The sequence below is a fragment of the Legionella quinlivanii genome (assembly GCF_900461555.1).
Classification (GTDB): domain Bacteria; phylum Pseudomonadota; class Gammaproteobacteria; order Legionellales; family Legionellaceae; genus Legionella_C; species Legionella_C quinlivanii.
Genome location: NZ_UGOX01000001.1, coordinates 1,900,605 through 1,917,747, shown reverse-complemented (window position 1 = coordinate 1,917,747; position 17,143 = coordinate 1,900,605). Strand labels below are relative to the sequence as shown.

Below are 17,143 nucleotides of genomic sequence, written 5' to 3'. Positions count from 1 at the left end.
ACTATGCCTGCTTTATTTCTCCTGCTTTTAATTTCCTTTTTATCCGGTTGTGCGGTAAACCCGCGGCCGGTACCTGTTGAAGACATCCGCTCGCGATGGAATCTTAGTCACAAGACAGTCCATGTCGTTCAGCCGGGTGATACTTTATATGCAATTGCTTTCCGTTACGACAGGGATGTGCGTCAGCTGGCAGCTTATAATCATTTACGTATTCCATATTCTGTTCACGTAGGCCAAACCATCCGTTTAAGCCCTGGCGCACAAATCAAGACGGCCCGACAGGTCAAAACTGTCACACCACACTATGAAAAACCCTTTAAAACGGCAAAAACGCCACAATATATCCAAAAGAAACCAATTTCTGCCGTTGTTCCTCAACCTGCTCCCACCCAGTACATCGGCGGCCAATGGAAATGGCCTGCGCCAGGTCGTGTGGTTACAACATTTAATCCTTCGCAAGGAAAAAAAGGCATAGATATTGCTGGTAGTAAAGGGGCAGCAGTGTATGCTGCGGCAGATGGAGTCGTTGCTTATTCCGGGAATGGCCTCTCTGGTTATGGTAATTTAATTATCATAAAGCACAATGGTCAGTTTTTAACTGCCTATGCCAATAATTTGAAGAATAAAGTAGAAGAGGGTCAAAAAGTTAAAGCGGGACAGATTATTGCCGAAATGGGAATTATAGACAGGCAGTTTTGGGGCGTTCATTTTGAAATTAGAAAATCAGGTCAACCTGTGAATCCAATGCTGTATTTGCAAAAAAGATAATACTGACCTAATTTATATAATTCAGTGGCTAATTTCAAATGAGACTGTGTTTTTTCAGGCTGATATAAACACAAAAGGTGACAATCATGCAAGCCGAAGATGAATCAATAAAAGAACCAGAGATCGCAGAGACTGAATGGGAAGATCCTGTCGAGGAAGATTCATTGCTTTTGGAAGAGGAAACATTGGCCAGTGAGGATAGCGAGCCTGATTTTACTGATGAAGAAATTTTCCCTACCTACCAGCGAGGCAGACAAACCTCCAAGGCAATGGATGCTACTCAACTCTATTTAAGTGAAATAGGTTTCTCGCCATTACTTTCCGCCGAGGAAGAGGTTCATTATGCTCGTCTGGCGTTGAAGGGGGATGTTGCAGCGCGTAAAAAAATGATCGAATCCAATCTTCGTCTGGTGGTTAAAATTTCCAGACGATATCTTAATCGGGGACTGCCATTACTGGATTTGATTGAAGAGGGGAATCTGGGGTTAATGAAGTCGGTTGAAAAATTTGATCCGGACAGAGGATTTCGATTTTCAACCTATGCGACGTGGTGGATTAGACAAACGATCGAACGAGCTATAATGAACCAGACTCGAACGATTCGCTTGCCCATTCATGTGGTTAAAGAACTAAACGTTTACTTACGCGCAGCCAGACAACTGACGCAAAAACTCGATCATGAGCCGTCTGCGGAAGAAATTGCCGAGATGGTGGATAAACCTCTTGAAGATGTTGAAAAATTATTGGGGTTAAATGACAAGGTTGCCTCAGTGGATACGCCTATCGGCTATGACGATAACAAATCCTTGCTTGATACGATTGCTGATGAGAATAGTGTGAATCCGGCTGAATTGCTCACTGATGAAAATCTGCGAGCCCACATTGAATCGTTACTGGATAAGCTAACAGATAATCAGCAGCAGGTCATTGCACGGCGTTTTGGTCTGCGCGGCTTTGAAAAAGCCACGCTGGAAGATGTGGGTAAGGAGATCGACTTGACTCGTGAACGGGTTCGCCAAATCCAGGTGGAGGCATTGAAAACCTTGAGAGGCTTGTTGGAAAAAGTAGGGTTAACTCAAGAGGATCTTTTTTAACTATACCCGGGCAATAGACCAGAAATAGCATTTTGAAGTTGCTTGGGTATATACTGTAATTAGGAAGATCCGCAAGCAGGTAAAGCATCATGATAAGGGATTTAAATTGGTTCCAGGAAGGCCCTTTACCTGCGGATACTATTTATGGCAGCTATGATCCTAAACTAGTTGTACTTTCTTATATTATTGCGGTTCTGGCTTCATATGTCGCCCTCGATTTCGCAGGGAGATTAAGAGCAGAAAAAAATTCACGGGATAAAATATACTGGCTTCTGGGCGGCGCTTTTGCAATGGGAGCTGGTATATGGTCCATGCATTTCATCGGTATGCTTTCTTTTATTATGCCGATGGCTATGGGATATGATGTCTTCTGGACTGTTTTCTCTCTTCTCCTGGCCATCGCTGTCTCCTTCTTCGCCTTGTTTATATTAAGATCAGATAATCATTCTGTTTCAAATCTAATCGCCGGTGGGATTGTAATAGGTCTGGGGATTGCAAGCATGCATTATGCGGGCATGGAAGGCATGCGGGTACATGTCCAGATCCACTATATAATCACCACGTTTTTCCTCTCCATTTTGATTGCTATTTTGGCCTCAGAAGCAGCACTATGGCTGGCCCTGGAAAGCAATCGAGGATCATCGAGAAAGCAGTTTTATACTAAAATGCTCAGTGCGTTAGTGATGGGAATCGCTATTTGCGGCATGCATTATACAGGCATGGCGGCGGCCGTGTTTACGCCATTGGCAGCACATGGTCCGCATATCGAAACGGTTAATCAGGATTTACTTGCTTTTTTTGTAGCAGGCATTACCGGTCTTATCATAAGTCTTGCCTTGATGGTTTCTACTTATTACAAGCAGATGCTTAAAGTTGTACAGAATGAGCGGGAGTTTGTTGACGCTATTTTGAATAATCTTGATGACGGAATCATTGCCTGTAATACGAGCGGAATAATTACTGTTTACAATAAAGCACTGAAAAAAAACTATCAGCACAGCTCACAAGTTGCCGGCTTAAAACTGTCTGATTATTTACATTTTGAATCATTAGATAATCAAAGAATCAATGACAATCAGTCGCCCTTGATTCGTGCTCTGCGCGGAGAAAAGATTCATGGTATGGAGTTATTAATCCAGTTTAATAATGGTGAGCGTCGAAATGTTATTGTAGATGGTCAGGCGATAAAGAGCACCGACGATTCCACAATGGGCGCAGTGATTGCCATCCATGATATTACTGATTTAAAAGAAACAGAAAAGATGAAAAGAGAATTTGTTTCAGTGGTCAGTCATGAATTGCGAACCCCTCTCACATCTATCCGGGGCGCCCTCGGTCTGCTTTTAGGAGGAGCTGTGGGCAGTTTTTCGGAAAAAGCGCAACGTCTGCTCGATATCGCCAATAAGAACTGTGAGCGTTTGTTATTATTAATCAATGATATTCTGGATATGGAAAAAATCCAGGCCGGCAAAATGGATTTTAAAATAACAAAAATAAATCTATCCAATCTAATCATGGATTCAATTCAAGCGATAAAAATGTACGGTGAAAAATACAATGTGTCAGTTCGCTTTGAAAAATCACTTCCAGATATTGTCGTACAGGTCGACCCGGATCGTTTGATGCAGGTTATTGCCAATTTATTATCCAACGCCATTAAGTTTTCACCATCAGGAAGTGAGGTAACCATTTCCATGAAACTGCAGGGAAATCAAGTGCGGGTGATTATTACGGATTGCGGCTCAGGGATTCCACCGGAATTTCAACCGCGTATTTTCCAGCAATTCAGTCAGGCCGATTCCTCCTCAACCCGAGGGAAAGGTGGAACCGGATTAGGGCTAAGTATAAGTAAAGCAATTATTGACAAAATGGGTGGACACATTAATTTCACAAGTCAGCCGGGGGTAGGCAGCCAATTTTATTTTGATTTGAATACCAGTGCTGAAACACAGGAACAAACGACTCCGCAGATTATTAATCCAAATCGGGATAGATTTTTAATATGTGAAGACGATCCGGATCAGTCCAAATTTCTGGGATTATTAATGGAAAGTGCCGGATTTGCTGTGGATATTGTGGATTCGGTTGCTGAAGCAAAAAAATGTTTGAACACCACAAAATACAAAGCCATTCTACTGGATCTCATTTTACCTGATCAGGATGGCATCAGCTTTATCAGAGAATTACGAAACTCTGAAAAAACAAGAGAACTGCCAGTAATTGTACTTTCGGTTATCGCTGAAACAGGACATTCAATAATTAACGGTGATGCCATATTAGTCATTGACTGGTTAGACAAACCTATCAATTTTGACAAGCTATTATTATCTATCGGGAAAATTAAAGAAAAAAATAAAGACAGAGTCCCGCTTATTTTACATGTCGAGGATGATATCGACATGCAGAAGGTAGTTCGCACTGTGTTAGAAACAGAAGCAAACTTAACCTCTGTCTCCACATTGCATGAAGCGAAAGAAGTCTTGGAAAAGCAGCAGTTTGATTTGATTATTCTTGATTTGCTTTTACCGGATGGCAGTGGTACTCAGCTTCTGCCTGTATTGGCTGAGAAGAAATTCCCGGTGATTGTTTATTCAAATACCGAACTGGATCAAGAGTATTCCAAGTATGTTGTCGATGCTTTGGTTAAAGCAAAAACGACTAATGATGATCTTTTAAACAAGATCAGGCATTTGTTTAATGAACAGGAGGGAGGCCATTATGCCTAATAAAGAATTGTCAAGCATTCTGTATGCGGAGGATGAGGCCGATATTCGTGAGATTGCTCAGGTAGCACTTGAGGATTTGGGAAATTTTAAAGTCATTTTTTGCCATGATGGGTATGAGGTCATTGAGGCGGCAAAAGGGATTATTCCAGATCTGATTTTATTGGATGTTATGATGGCTGGAATGGATGGTCCATCCACCCTAATTGAACTGAGAAAATTACCCAGGTACACGGATATACCTGCTATATTCATGACCGCAAAAATCCAGTCGGAAGAGGTTGAGCAGTTTAAATCGCTAGGTGCTGTAGACGTCATTGCCAAGCCATTTGACCCGATGACCTTAGCCAGCGATATAAGAGCGATCTGGGATCAGTTATGAAAGCGGAGGTCAAGGAAAAGCTCCAGGCCTTATATACTGAATATGCCAGGAGCTTGCCAGATAAACTAAGGTCTATAAAGACTGAGTGGTTAAACCTTAAGGCGTATTGGGATAAGAACAAATTTCAGGATTTTCATAGAACACTACACAGTCTTTGTGGTTCCGCAGGCACTTATGGTTATGACTCGCTTTCAAAAGCTGCAAGAAAGGTTGAAATTTATTTAAAATCAAAGACCGGTCAGGAATTTCTTACCAAGAAAGAAATGGATGAAATCTCTACTCTTCTTGAAGAGTTAGAAGGTTCATTCAAGCCAGCTCAAACTACTATTTCCGAGGATTTTTTCACAAGCAACGGAAAAATTTTACTGGTAGATGATGATGAGAGATTTATTCAGGAGCTAAATAGTAATTTACTTGAGTCAGGTTATCAGGTTCATGTGATTTCTTGCGAGGAAAATATTAAGCAAGCTTTTCTTGATATTTCCCCAGCGGCTTTAATTATAGATGTCGAAAAAATCAGCCAGTCGACTAAAGATTTCCTTTTTGAACTTTATAATAAAGAAAAACTATCAACTCCTTTATTTTGTACGGCATACAGTGCCGATATTCTCACCAGGCTGAAAGCGATTCGTCTGGGTAGCAGCGCCTTTTTCCAAAAACCAATGGAATCCATTTATCTGACTCGAAAACTTGACCAGTTCTGTGCCAGCATGCCGGATGAGCCTTACCGGGTATTGATAGTCGATGATTCCCATTCGCTGGCTGAATATTACGCGCTTATTCTGAAAGAAGCGGGCCTTATTGCGAAATATATTACGAATCCTTTGCTTCTGATTGAAACGATTGAAGATTTTCAACCTGATTTACTGCTAATGGATCTCTATATGCCAGAATGTTCTGGCCTCGAGCTAGCAATCGTACTTCGGCAGGAACCCCAATATACAAGGCTGCCGATTATATTTTTATCAACTGAAGACGACAAATTAAAACAATTGTCTGCTTTGAATCTGGGGGGCGATGATTTTCTGGTGAAACCCATTGTTCCACAGCATTTAATAAAAACCGTATTCTCCAGAGCAAAGCGCGCGGAGATCCTGAATTCATTCATGACCAGGGACAGCTTAAGTGGACTGTATAATCATACCAATATTTTACAGCGCCTTGATCTGGAAATAGCGCGTGCCAGCAGACAAAATGAACCGCTGTCTTTCATCATGGTTGATATTGACCACTTTAAACTCATTAATGATAATTATGGCCATCCAACTGGCGATAATGTGATTAGAAAAATTTCTTCAATGCTTTTACTGTGTTTTCGTAAAACAGACATTATTGGACGATATGGCGGAGAGGAATTTGCTGTAGTAATGCCCAATACCAGTCCTGAAGACGCTTTTCAGGTGATAGAAAATTTTCGGATTAAATTTTCAAGACTCAGTTTCCAATGCAATGGGCAAAGCTTTTCGGTTACCGCTAGTGCCGGTCTGTCCAGTTTCCCGGCAATTCAGAATGTAAGCAGCCTCGTCTCCGCTGCAGATCAGGCTTTATACGAGGCTAAAAAACATGGACGAAATCAGGTGATCATTGCAGACTGCGGTATTTAATTAGCGATCGATGCTGCGAACAGTGAAACTCTTCCAGCAATCCGTGTAATCCTTTTGTCTGGATGGATGTTCAATGGCTGCCTCGCTAAGCCTCCACATTTCTCGCGTCTCAAACATAAATGCCAGAGTATTTTCATAACGTACCGGCTTAAGTTCAGCAGAAATCGCCTGCGCATAGCTTTCAGTATCTGGACCATGACCACTCATACAATTATGAATACTGACTCCTCCTGGTAAGAAACCGGATTTTTTCGCATCATACTCTCCCTGAATCAGCCCCATTAATTCGTTCATTATGTTGCGATGAAAATAGGGTGGGCGAAAACTGTGCTCTGCCACCATCCATCTTGGCGGAAAAATAACGAAGTCGAGATTAGCGACACCTGCTGTTTCACTTTCAGAGCTCAGAACAGTAAATATTGAGGGATCAGGATGGTCGAAACTGACCGTGTTAATAGTATTAAAGAGGGATAAATCGTAACAATATGGAGCCAGATTTCCGTGCCAGGCAACCACATTTAATGGAGAAGTATCGCTTCGAGCTTGCCATAAGCGCTGTTGTGATTTACAAATCAGCGTAATTTCTCTGTTCAGCGATTCAAAGGCTGCCACTGGATAGAGAAAATGCCTGGGGTTGGCCAGTGAGTTAGCCCCAATGACTCCTAATGGCGGGAGTGTAAGAGGAGAGCCTGCGTTTTCGCACAAATAGCCGCTTGCTGATGCGCTATGTAATTCCACGCGAAATTTAACTCCCCTGGGAATTACAGCAATTTGTCCTGGTTTGATTTTCAGATGACCAAACTCAGTGAGCAAAGACAACTCCCCTTCATAAGGAACGAACAATAATTCACCGTCAAAATCGCTGAAATAACGATGTAACATCGTTTGGTTGCACTGATAAATATAAGCCCGGATTAGACTGCTTCCTGCAATAAGAAATAGTCCATCGATAAAATCCACCGAATTCTGAGGTGAGGGCAATGGGGACCAGCGATAGGGATTAGGGGCCTGAAATTCGAGTAATCTATTAAATTGAGCGCCCTCATAGGGAACATAGTCCTGTTGTTTAACGGATGGAGCCGTTTTGTATAGCCAGCTGTGCAAATTGGCTGCCCGGGCTTTGGTAAATGCAGAGCCGCTTAATTGCTCGGCATAAAGCCCATAAGCGCATTCCTGGGGAGAATTTTGATTTGTGGGTAGTGCTCCTGCTATCGCTTCTGTTTGATGATGATTGCCAAATCCGGACAAATACACCGCAATTCTCCCTGAAGTTAGTTATTTCTAGAATATCTCGATCGATTCAGCCTGTCGAGAACATAATTCTATCGGCAGAACCTCTATTCCGGAATCGGCTTGAATGCTATAATTTTTTCAATTTTTTTAGCATTGAGGTGTGTCGTGGCCGGTCATAGTAAATGGGCGAATATTAAATTCAGAAAAGGCGTACAAGATGCCAAACGAGGTAAAATTTTTACCAAATTAATCCGTGAAATTACGGTTTCTGCCCGGATGGGCGGGGGAGATGAATCATCCAACCCGCGTTTGAGAGATGCGGTGGTTAAAGCACTGAAAGCCAATATGAAACGGGATACAATTGACAACGCTATTAAGCGCGGCGCCGGCGGGCTTGACGGTGACAATATGATGCAAATGCGTTACGAAGGCTATGGTCCTGGCGGAGTGGCAATTTTAGTTGATTGTCTATCAGATAATAAAAACCGTACGGTATCAGAAGTTCGCCATGCGTTCACCAAAAATGGTGGAAATCTGGGGACTGATGGTTCGGTTGCCTATTTATTCAACAATCAGGGTGAGATTTTATTAGCTGCGGGTCAACCAGAAGATGCTGCTATGGAAGCAGCTATTGAAGCAGGGGCTGAGGATGTCTCCACAGAGGAAGGGCAGGTTGAAGTGATTACCGCTTCAGAAAACTACCATGCCGTACTGAATGCCCTGCAGAATGCAGGTTTTGAAGTTGAGCAATCAAGTTTGACTATGCGTGCGCAGACAATGATTCCCGTGGATAAAGAGACTGCTGAAACCTTGATTAAGCTTATTGACACGCTTGAAGATCTTGATGATGTACAGGATGTCTATAGCAATGCTCAATTACCGGATTCCTTGTTTGAATGACCGTTATCCTGGGGATTGATCCCGGTTCACGAGTTACCGGATATGGAATTGTCAGAGAAGAAAAACGCAAACTGGTTTATGTAGACAGTGGCTGCATTAGAACGTCAGATGTTGAATTAAGCCAGAGATTGCTTGAAATCTTTAATGGTATCTGCCTTCTAATGGATAATTATGAACCTGACGAAGTGGCTATTGAGCAGGTGTTCATGCATCAAAACCCTAATTCTGCTTTAAAACTGGGGCATGCCCGAGGCGTGGCCATGGTCGCCGCGGCCTCGCATCGGGTTAAGATCAGCGAGTATTCTCCAAGAGAAGTCAAGCAGGCGATTGCTGGTTATGGGGCCGCGGAAAAAGAGCAGGTTAAGCGAATGGTAGTCAGTTTATTAATGCTAAATAAAGCACCACAAAGTGACGCGGCTGATGCGCTTGCTATTGCGATATGTCATTGCCATAACCGGCGAACGCTCAAGGCATTGACCTTAAGTTAATTGTTTGTTCTTTGAGCTGTAGACTCTGCAAAGCGAGATGTCGGCCGTTAATATGAAAAATCAGGAGTTAGGCTTATGATTGGTTGGTTACAGGGAACGATTATCGATAAATCGCATCCCGGGCGTTTTGTAGTGAATGTCAACGGTGTTGGCTATGATGTAGAAACGTCGCTTAATACATTTTTCCAGCTGGAGGCTTCTGGCGGTCAAATTACTTTGCACATCCATACCATTGTTCGTGAAGACGCTTTTCTGCTCTATGGTTTTGCCGATAAACTGGAACGTTCACTATTTCGGGCCCTCATTAAAGTAAACGGAGTAGGGCCGAAGTTGGCAATCAATATACTTTCCAGTATTGCCCCCACTGAGTTCATTCAGACGATAGTACAGCAGAATGCGGTCTTTCTGACCAAACTGCCTGGAATAGGTAAAAAGACAGCGGAACGATTAATCATTGAAATGAAAGACAGCATTGAGCAACTGATGGTTTCGGAGTCTCTTGAGGTACCTAAACGAGAGTTAACCGTTAATCCTCGTGAACAAGACGAAGCAATTCGCGCCCTGGAAGCCTTGGGTTACAAATTACAGGAAGCGACAAAAGTAGTTTCACGGCTGGATGATGGTAATAAAAGCTGCGAGCAATTAATCCGACAGGCGCTAAAAGAATTGGCAGGCCGCGCTGTATTCAGCTAGTTTAAGACTGGATCAACTTAAAGGAAAAAGTACTCTGACAATTAAACCGCTACCTTCTTTAGGCGATTCCAGTTCGACTCTGGCGCCATGCAGGTCACAGATTTGTCTGACAATGGCAAGACCTAGCCCGCTGCCCGGGCTTTTATTTCCAAGCACTCGAAAAAAGCGCTCAAAAACACGGCTTTGTAACTCTTCCGGAATACCGGGACCGTTATCAGATACTTCAAAAATGAGATGACTCTCTTTTTGAAACGCTCGAACTATAACCTTACCATTTTCCTTGCAATAACGAATTGCATTATCAACCAGATTACGGATTAGAATTCCTACAGCGGTGGAATTGCCTTCAAGAACTGGCAAATTATCATCATGCTCAAATTCAAGCTCGATTTGCTTTTCTAATGCACTAGGAGCGAGCATGGCCATTATTTCGCGAGCGACTTTAATCAGATTGACTTCATCTACATCATTAATACCTGATGAGCCTGGAACCAGTTTGCTCATTGTCAAGAGCTGCTGGACAATGTGAGTACTGCGATTGACGCTGGCAATAAGTTTATGCAATGCCTGGTTTTTTTCATCAATATTGCTGGTATTTAATGCGACTTGTGCCTGGGCTTTTAAAGCAGCCAGAGGAGTACGCAATTCATGAGCTGCATCAGCGGCAAATCGTTTTTCGCGTTCAAAACCTTCCTGGAGCCGATAAAATAATTTGTTTAGTTCATCAATTACCGGCTTAATTTCTTCAGGTACTTCCTGAAGATCAACCGGTTCAAGATGAGTTGGTGCTCTATTCGCGACCTCTTGGGCAACCCTGTCCAGACTATCCAGCCCACGCCCGATGATAATCCATATCAACAGGCCTGACAGAGGGAAGGTCAGCAGCATGATATAAAGATCGTCCTGAGCGATGCGGTGGCCCAGTTCATTGCGTGTGTCGTATCGTTCTGCAAGTACGGTACGGATCCCGGCTTTATCATTATAAGTGGTAAAAACTCGCCATTTCTGATTCGATAAAAATCGATCGCTAAATCCATCGATTTCTGAAGTCAGAGGAATTTTGGGAGCCGTTGGTGAATGCAGTAATAATTTACCGCCATTAGTCCATACCTGAAAATTAAACTTGTCCATGTAATTTTTAGGCGGTAAATCATTTAAAAAACGGCGCTGATAATAATTCTCGATTTTCTCGGGAATGACCTCCAGGGCATCCTGAATCTTTGCCAAAGGACGCTGGTGCAGATCATCTCCTAAAAGCGCCTGGTAGGAAAGCGCGGATACTGCCATGAGTGTATCGAGATGCTCCTGGATATCTTTCTGGTCGAGATAATAGTTACCAATAGCAGTCAGGGTTGTCGTTATGGTAATTGCCAACAACAAATTGATTAGTAGAAATTTGCGTATTGATGATTTCACAATAGCTAACTACTCTCACTTTTATCAGTTTTTTCAGCCATGTAACCTACGCCGCGTATAGTTCGGATAAAGTTTGCATTGAGTTTTTTGCGAAGATTGTGAATATGTACTTCGAGTGCATTGCTATCCACATCTTCGTCCCATCCATATATACTTTGCATTAATTGCTCTCGGGAAAGAACCTGGCCGCTGTTTTCCAGCAGTTTTTGTAAAAGAGCAAATTCACGTCGTGGTACATTGACCATGACATCATCTACATAAACTGAGTGAGCTGCAGGATCGAGTGTAATGTTACGATACTGCAAGAGTGCGTCAGCTCGTCCCTGGGAACGTCTGACCAAGGCTCTTACTCTGGCGCTCAGTTCATTTAAATCAAAGGGTTTGATTAAGTAATCATCGGCTCCGGTATCGAGGCCTTTCACCTTGTCTTCTACCGAGTCTCTGGCTGTTAATATAATTACTGGTGTGGCATTGCCGTCGTTGCGTAAGGATTGCAGGAAGCCTAGTCCTGAGAGTTTGGGTAACCCCAGGTCAAGGATGATTAACTCAAATGACTCTGATTTCAAAGCAGCGCGAGCTGCTTCACCGTCCTTTAGCCAGTCAACCACATAACCAAACTGGGTAAGCCCTGCCTTAACCGCATCTCCAAGCAGTTCATCATCTTCTACCAATAGTAATCGCATTACAACTCCTTTATTCAAGGCAGACTCTTACCTGAGTCACCGGAGGGTTGATCACTTACTTCTTTATCTAACAAATGTCTGGTCAGATAAAGTGCCTGAAGAAATACAAAAACCAGAGTTAAGCCTGCACCGCCAAATAATTTGAAGTTTACCCATACATCCGTACTGTAAAAATAAGCAACATACAGGTTAATTGCGCCCATTATCGCGAAAAAAAAGAACCAGGCGTAATTAAGACGATACCAAATTTTAATTGGGAGTTGAACATTATTTTCCATCATACGCTGAATAAGCGGCTTGCTGGTTACGTAAGGGGAAAACAGAAAGGCCAAGGCAGTCAACCAGTAAATCCCGGTAGGCTTCCATTTTATAAACCAGGGGTTATGGAAAATCAAAGTGGCGCCGCCAAGAACCGTTATAATAGCAAAGCTGATAACATGCATTTTTTCAAAGCGTTGATGCTTGAGACGATAGATAAAAACCTGCAACAAGGAGGCAACCATAGCTATTGCGGTCGCTGTGTAAATACCAAATAGCTTATAGCCGATAAAAAAAAGAACAATAGGAAAAAAATCAAACAATAATTTCATAGTATTTATATGAGTTTACATAGTCTTAAGTATAACACACGATTTAAAATCAACTTGCAAGTTTTAAACATAGTATTTTGTTGTTATTTTCAATACAAAAAAGACCTGGCAGTATTAAATGCTTCTACTAAAAAAGGAACAGTCATTGATGTTCATAAGGAGCGTCTTTTCAGTTAATGTTTTTTTGCAAACTGCCAGGGCAGCAATACAAATAATACTAAACCGCCCACTAAAAAACTTTCATAGGCTGCTACATTGCCTATAGGAATCTGACTGGGAGGAATAAAACCGATGAGCATGGCGAACAAACAACATAGCGTGCCAATTCCTGCGATTATCCACATCATGATATTTCCGCCTGGAACTGTATAGGCGCGCGGTCTTTGCGGATCGCTGTAACGTAATTTAATAGCTGCTGCAAACATGAAAATGTAAACTAGCAATGCCATTTGCGCGCATAAATCGCTGAGAACCCAATAGGCTGCGTTTATTGAGTCGAAGAGAATGAAAACACTACTAAGCAGAGTAAAAATAATCCCCTGAGCAATAAGTATTCTTACAGGTGCGTTGTATCGATTAACTTTTGCAAAATAAGCGGGGAGGGATCCATCTTCCGCGGAAACCAGCAAACCTTTGGTCGGACCAATAATCCAGGCTGAAACACCGCTTAATCCACCAAGAATAACCAGAATCGCAATAACCTTAGTCATCCAGGACAAACGATAGGCATCAAAGAAAACGGCATAAGCATCAATTAACCCCGATACGACGCTTAAGCTGCCGCTGGGAACTACGATGACAATGGCGAGTGAGCCAAAAACAAGAGTAGCGAAAATCAGAATGGTGGAATACAAAATCGCTCTCGGATAATCGCGCTGAGGATTTTTGACCTCCTCGGCATGAACAGCAGACATTTCCATACCAATTAATCCAAAGAGAACGACTGCAAAAAGCGATAAATTACTCAGCGAGCTTAAATCAGGCAGCCAGGAGTTGTGAATGCCGTCTGCCAGCGGGCGGCCTTGAACAAGCCATATAATACCCAGACCTATAATTCCGAGCATAGGGATAATGGTGCCGAAAATAGCTCCTAATATGCTTACAATACTGGAAAGCCGCATGCCAAAACAGTTCAAAAAAGTAAATAGCCAGAAAAGGCCGATAACCGTGCTTAACAGGTATATCTTATTATTAGCCAGCTCAGGGGAAAACAAATAGGAAAATGTTGCCGCAATAAATGCAAGAATTGTCGGATACCAGACCACATTATAAATCCATTGCAGCCAGATAGTAATGAATCCGGCTCTTTTGCCGAATGCCTCACGCACCCAAACATAGAGTCCGCCAGTATTAGGATAGGCAGTAGCCAGTTCAGCAGCGACCAGGGCAATGGGAATAAAGAAAGCAAAGGCGGCGAGTAAGTAATAGGAGACAAGAGAAAAACCCAGCGTGGCGCTGATGGGCAGCGTTCGTAAGCTATCAACAGCAATCACATTAATCATAACCAGAGAAAAAATGGATAAAACTTTTTTGGGTGATTGCATTTAAAGCCCTTTTCGCAAGTAACAGCGAAATTTAGCAGTTAATATGAACAAAATCAATGAAGGCCTGTTAAATCTTAGACAGTAATTATTGTAGTTTGGGCCCTTGGCCCAAAAAAAGGGGTTGAACCACCGCAGAGTTCAATGTTGGGCCAAGGGCCTAATGGCACTGCCTTTAGGCCTTAACCACTACTCCCTACGTACTCTTATTGAGCGAGATTTCTCAACACATATTGCAAAATACCGCCATGACGGTAGTATTCCAGCTCATTGACTGTATCGATTCTGCAAAGCACTTTTACCTCTTCTTTCTTACCATTGCTTCTCTCAATCTGCAGGGTAAGGCGGGCGCCAGGTTTCAAAGAATCATCCACCGCAATGCTAATGCGCTCATCGCCTGTCAATTGAAGTGATTTTCTGTTTGTCCCTTCTTCGAACTGCAGAGGGAGAATACCCATGCCAATCAGATTGGAGCGATGGATACGTTCAAAACTTTCTGTAATGACCGCTTTTACACCCAATAGATTGGTTCCTTTAGCCGCCCAGTCTCTTGAAGATCCTGTGCCATATTCTTTTCCGGCAATTACTACCAGCGGGTTACCATTCGCCTGATATTTCATTGAAGCATCGTAAATGGACATTGTTTCACCCGATGGAATGTAGCGGGTAACGCCGCCTTCTACTTCAGGAGTCATTTCGTTACGGATTCTGATGTTGGCAAAAGTACCTCGCATCATGACTTCATGATTACCCCTTCTTGAACCATAGGAGTTAAAGTCAGCTTCACTGACTCCTTTGGATTTCAGATACAAACCTGCGGGCGAATTTGCTTTGATAGAGCCTGCTGGAGAGATATGATCCGTGGTAATCGAATCGCCCAGCAAAGCCAGAATATAGGCACTTTCAATAGATTTAATCGGCGCGGGCTGTTTTGGCAAGTTATCAAAGAATGGCGGATGCTGAATATAAGTAGAGTTAGAATCCCATTCATAAGTCGTTCCACTACTGGTTTTAATGGCTTGCCAGTGCGTATCACCCTGGAAGACTTCGGCATATTCTTTTCTAAACATGGCGCCAGTTACCTTATTAACTTCTGCAGCCACTTCTTCATTGCTTGGCCAGATATCTTTTAGATAGATTTCTTTACCAGAAGCGTCTTTACCGACAGGCTCAACATTTAAGTCAATGCTGGTTGTGCCGGTTAGAGCATAAACCACTACCAATGGCGGTGAGGCTAGCCAGTTTGCTCGAACCTGGGGATGTACACGGCCTTCAAAGTTACGATTTCCTGACAGCACAGAGCAGACAATCAGGTCGTTCTCACTGACGCTTTCAGCAATGGCATCAGGCAGAGGGCCTGAGTTACCGATACATGTTGTACAGCCGTAACCCACCAGATTGAAGCCTAACTGATCAAGATAAGGCTGTAATCCGGCATGTTTCAGATAATCAGTTACCACCTTGGAGCCTGGAGCCAGAGAGGATTTAACCCAGGGTTTACGAACCAGGCCTTTTTCAACGGCTTTTTTGGCAACTAATCCTGCAGCCATTAAGACACTGGGATTGGAGGTATTGGTGCAACTGGTGATTGCTGCAATCACCACATCACCATGGCGTAATTTGAATGAATTGCCTTTGACCGGGAATTCTTTCTGTTTTTCGTGTGCTTTTCCTGACTGAGTAAGGAAACTGTCAAATTCACCAGGAAGGGTAGCTAGATTGACCTTATCCTGCGGTCTTTTGGGGCCAGCCAGGGAGGGTTCAACAGTTGACAGGTCAAGGCTTAGAGTATCTGTAAATTCCGGATCAGGCGTGTTTTGGTCATACCACATGCCCTGTGCCTTGCAATAGGCTTCAACCAGCTTAATACGATGTTCGTCTCGGCCAGTTAATTCAAGATAGCGCAAGGTTTCTTTGTCGACAGGAAAAAAGCCGCAGGTGGCGCCGTACTCAGGTGCCATATTGGAAATAGTCGCTCGATCTGCCAAGGGTAAAGCAGCAAGACCTGTTCCATAGAACTCGACAAATTTGCCGACCACCCCTTTTTTACGCAGCATTTGAGTTACTGTAAGCACCAGGTCAGTTGCAGTGATACCTTCGCGCAGCTGACCTGTCAATTTAAAACCGATCACCTCTGGAATAAGCATGGAAACTGGCTGGCCTAACATGGCGGCCTCCGCTTCAATCCCGCCCACTCCCCAGCCAAGGACACCTAACCCGTTGATCATGGTGGTATGAGAATCAGTACCTACCAGAGTATCTGGATAAGCATAGAGATGGCCATTGTACTCGCTGGTCCAAACCGTTTTTCCCAAATACTCAAGATTGACCTGATGGCAGATTCCGGTACCAGGAGGCACGACCTGGAAATTGGCGAATGCTTTCTGCCCCCAGCGTAGGAATTCATAACGCTCTTTATTTCGCTGAATTTCTATCTCGGTGTTGATAGTCAGGGCATCGGCCGTGGCAAATTTGTCAACCATCACAGAATGGTCAATGACTAAATCGACTGGAGAAAGCGGGGAGATTTTGCTGGCACTTCCGCCCATTTTTTCGAGAGCAGCACGCATGGCTGCCAAATCCACTACAGCGGGAACACCGGTAAAGTCCTGCATCAGAACACGCGCTGGTCTATAAGCAATTTCATGCTGTGAGGTTTTAGTATTCAACCAATCGGCCAATGCTCTAATATCCTCGACAGAAACAGTAGTTCCATCCTCAAAACGGAGCAGATTTTCAAATAATACTTTTAGAGAGTAGGGCAGGCGGTTAATCCCCTTAAAGTGCTTGTTTTCAGCTTCTTTCAAGCTGTAATAATGGTAGGTTTTACCATCGACCTCTAATTGACTGCGAGTTGAAAGACTATCTTGTCCAACTATCATAAATCCACTCCAGAGTTCAAAAACGCTAATCATAGCCTAAAAATTCAAGCTTTTCATCGAAAACAATAAGGCTTGTATCCAGGCAGAATAAAAAACTTATTTTCAATAATAAAAGATATTTGCTATTAATAAGTAAATACCCGATG

At 43.1% G+C, this 17,143-nt stretch carries 14 protein-coding genes; 8 read left to right on the top strand and 6 right to left on the bottom strand.

What is annotated here, in order from left to right; genetic code table 11:
• Positions 1-3 precede the first annotated feature (3 nt).
• The 5 genes from DYH61_RS08285 to DYH61_RS08265 all read left to right on the top strand — a co-directional run bounded on the left by DYH61_RS08285 (position 4) and on the right by DYH61_RS08265 (position 6,571).
• On the top strand, positions 4-768 hold the full coding sequence (locus tag DYH61_RS08285; protein WP_103989297.1) for a peptidoglycan DD-metalloendopeptidase family protein: 765 nt from the start codon (positions 4-6) through the stop codon (positions 766-768).
• Between the two features lie 86 nt (positions 769-854).
• Positions 855-1,862, top strand: a complete 1,008-nt coding sequence (gene rpoS / locus DYH61_RS08280) for an RNA polymerase sigma factor RpoS (RefSeq protein WP_058507476.1) — start codon at positions 855-857, stop codon at positions 1,860-1,862.
• 89 nt (positions 1,863-1,951) lie between these two features.
• Positions 1,952-4,588 (top strand): MHYT domain-containing protein, encoded by a 2,637-nt coding sequence (locus tag DYH61_RS08275; protein WP_058507477.1) that lies wholly within the window; start codon positions 1,952-1,954, stop codon positions 4,586-4,588.
• On the top strand, positions 4,581-4,967 hold the full coding sequence (locus tag DYH61_RS08270) for a response regulator (RefSeq protein ID WP_058507478.1): 387 nt from the start codon (positions 4,581-4,583) through the stop codon (positions 4,965-4,967). Before DYH61_RS08275 ends, DYH61_RS08270 begins: the two co-directional genes overlap by 8 nt.
• Complete coding sequence (locus DYH61_RS08265; protein ID WP_058507479.1) at positions 4,964-6,571, top strand: diguanylate cyclase; 1,608 nt, start codon at positions 4,964-4,966, stop codon at positions 6,569-6,571. Before DYH61_RS08270 ends, DYH61_RS08265 begins: the two co-directional genes overlap by 4 nt.
• On the opposite strand, the gene hmgA is transcribed toward DYH61_RS08265, so the two are convergent.
• Positions 6,572-7,825: a homogentisate 1,2-dioxygenase gene (gene hmgA / locus DYH61_RS08260; protein WP_058507480.1), complete on the bottom strand. Its 1,254-nt coding sequence runs from the start codon at positions 7,823-7,825 to the stop codon at positions 6,572-6,574.
• 144 nt (positions 7,826-7,969) lie between these two features.
• Here hmgA and DYH61_RS08255 point away from each other — a divergent pair, with 144 nt between their 5' ends.
• The 3 genes from DYH61_RS08255 (at position 7,970) to ruvA (ending at position 9,885) form a co-directional block, all read left to right on the top strand.
• Positions 7,970-8,704 carry a YebC/PmpR family DNA-binding transcriptional regulator gene (locus DYH61_RS08255; protein WP_058507481.1) on the top strand — a complete coding sequence of 245 codons (735 nt, stop codon included), beginning with the start codon at positions 7,970-7,972 and terminating at the stop codon, positions 8,702-8,704.
• A complete protein-coding gene (ruvC, locus tag DYH61_RS08250; protein ID WP_058507482.1) occupies positions 8,701-9,192 on the top strand; it encodes a crossover junction endodeoxyribonuclease RuvC in 492 nt (163 codons plus the stop codon). Before DYH61_RS08255 ends, ruvC begins: the two co-directional genes overlap by 4 nt.
• A 75-nt stretch (positions 9,193-9,267) precedes the next feature.
• Positions 9,268-9,885: a Holliday junction branch migration protein RuvA gene (gene ruvA / locus DYH61_RS08245; RefSeq protein ID WP_058507483.1), complete on the top strand. Its 618-nt coding sequence runs from the start codon at positions 9,268-9,270 to the stop codon at positions 9,883-9,885.
• A gap of 12 nt (positions 9,886-9,897) precedes the next feature.
• Here ruvA and DYH61_RS08240 read toward each other — a convergent pair whose 3' ends face one another.
• The 5 genes from DYH61_RS08240 to acnA form a co-directional block, all read right to left on the bottom strand.
• Entirely contained in the window at positions 9,898-11,301 is a 1,404-nt protein-coding gene (locus DYH61_RS08240; protein WP_058507484.1) for an ATP-binding protein, read from the bottom strand.
• Between the two features lie 5 nt (positions 11,302-11,306).
• The gene (locus tag DYH61_RS08235) at positions 11,307-11,984 is read right to left on the bottom strand and encodes a response regulator (RefSeq protein ID WP_058507485.1); all 678 of its coding nucleotides are present in this window, start codon (positions 11,982-11,984) and stop codon (positions 11,307-11,309) included.
• Between the two features lie 14 nt (positions 11,985-11,998).
• A complete protein-coding gene (locus tag DYH61_RS08230) occupies positions 11,999-12,574 on the bottom strand; it encodes a septation protein A (protein WP_058507486.1) in 576 nt (191 codons plus the stop codon).
• A 173-nt stretch (positions 12,575-12,747) separates the two neighbouring features.
• A complete protein-coding gene (locus tag DYH61_RS08225; protein ID WP_058507487.1) occupies positions 12,748-14,118 on the bottom strand; it encodes an amino acid permease in 1,371 nt (456 codons plus the stop codon).
• Between the two features lie 203 nt (positions 14,119-14,321).
• On the bottom strand, positions 14,322-16,997 hold the full coding sequence (acnA, locus tag DYH61_RS08220) for an aconitate hydratase AcnA (protein ID WP_058507488.1): 2,676 nt from the start codon (positions 16,995-16,997) through the stop codon (positions 14,322-14,324).
• Between the last annotated feature and the right edge of the window lie 146 nt (positions 16,998-17,143).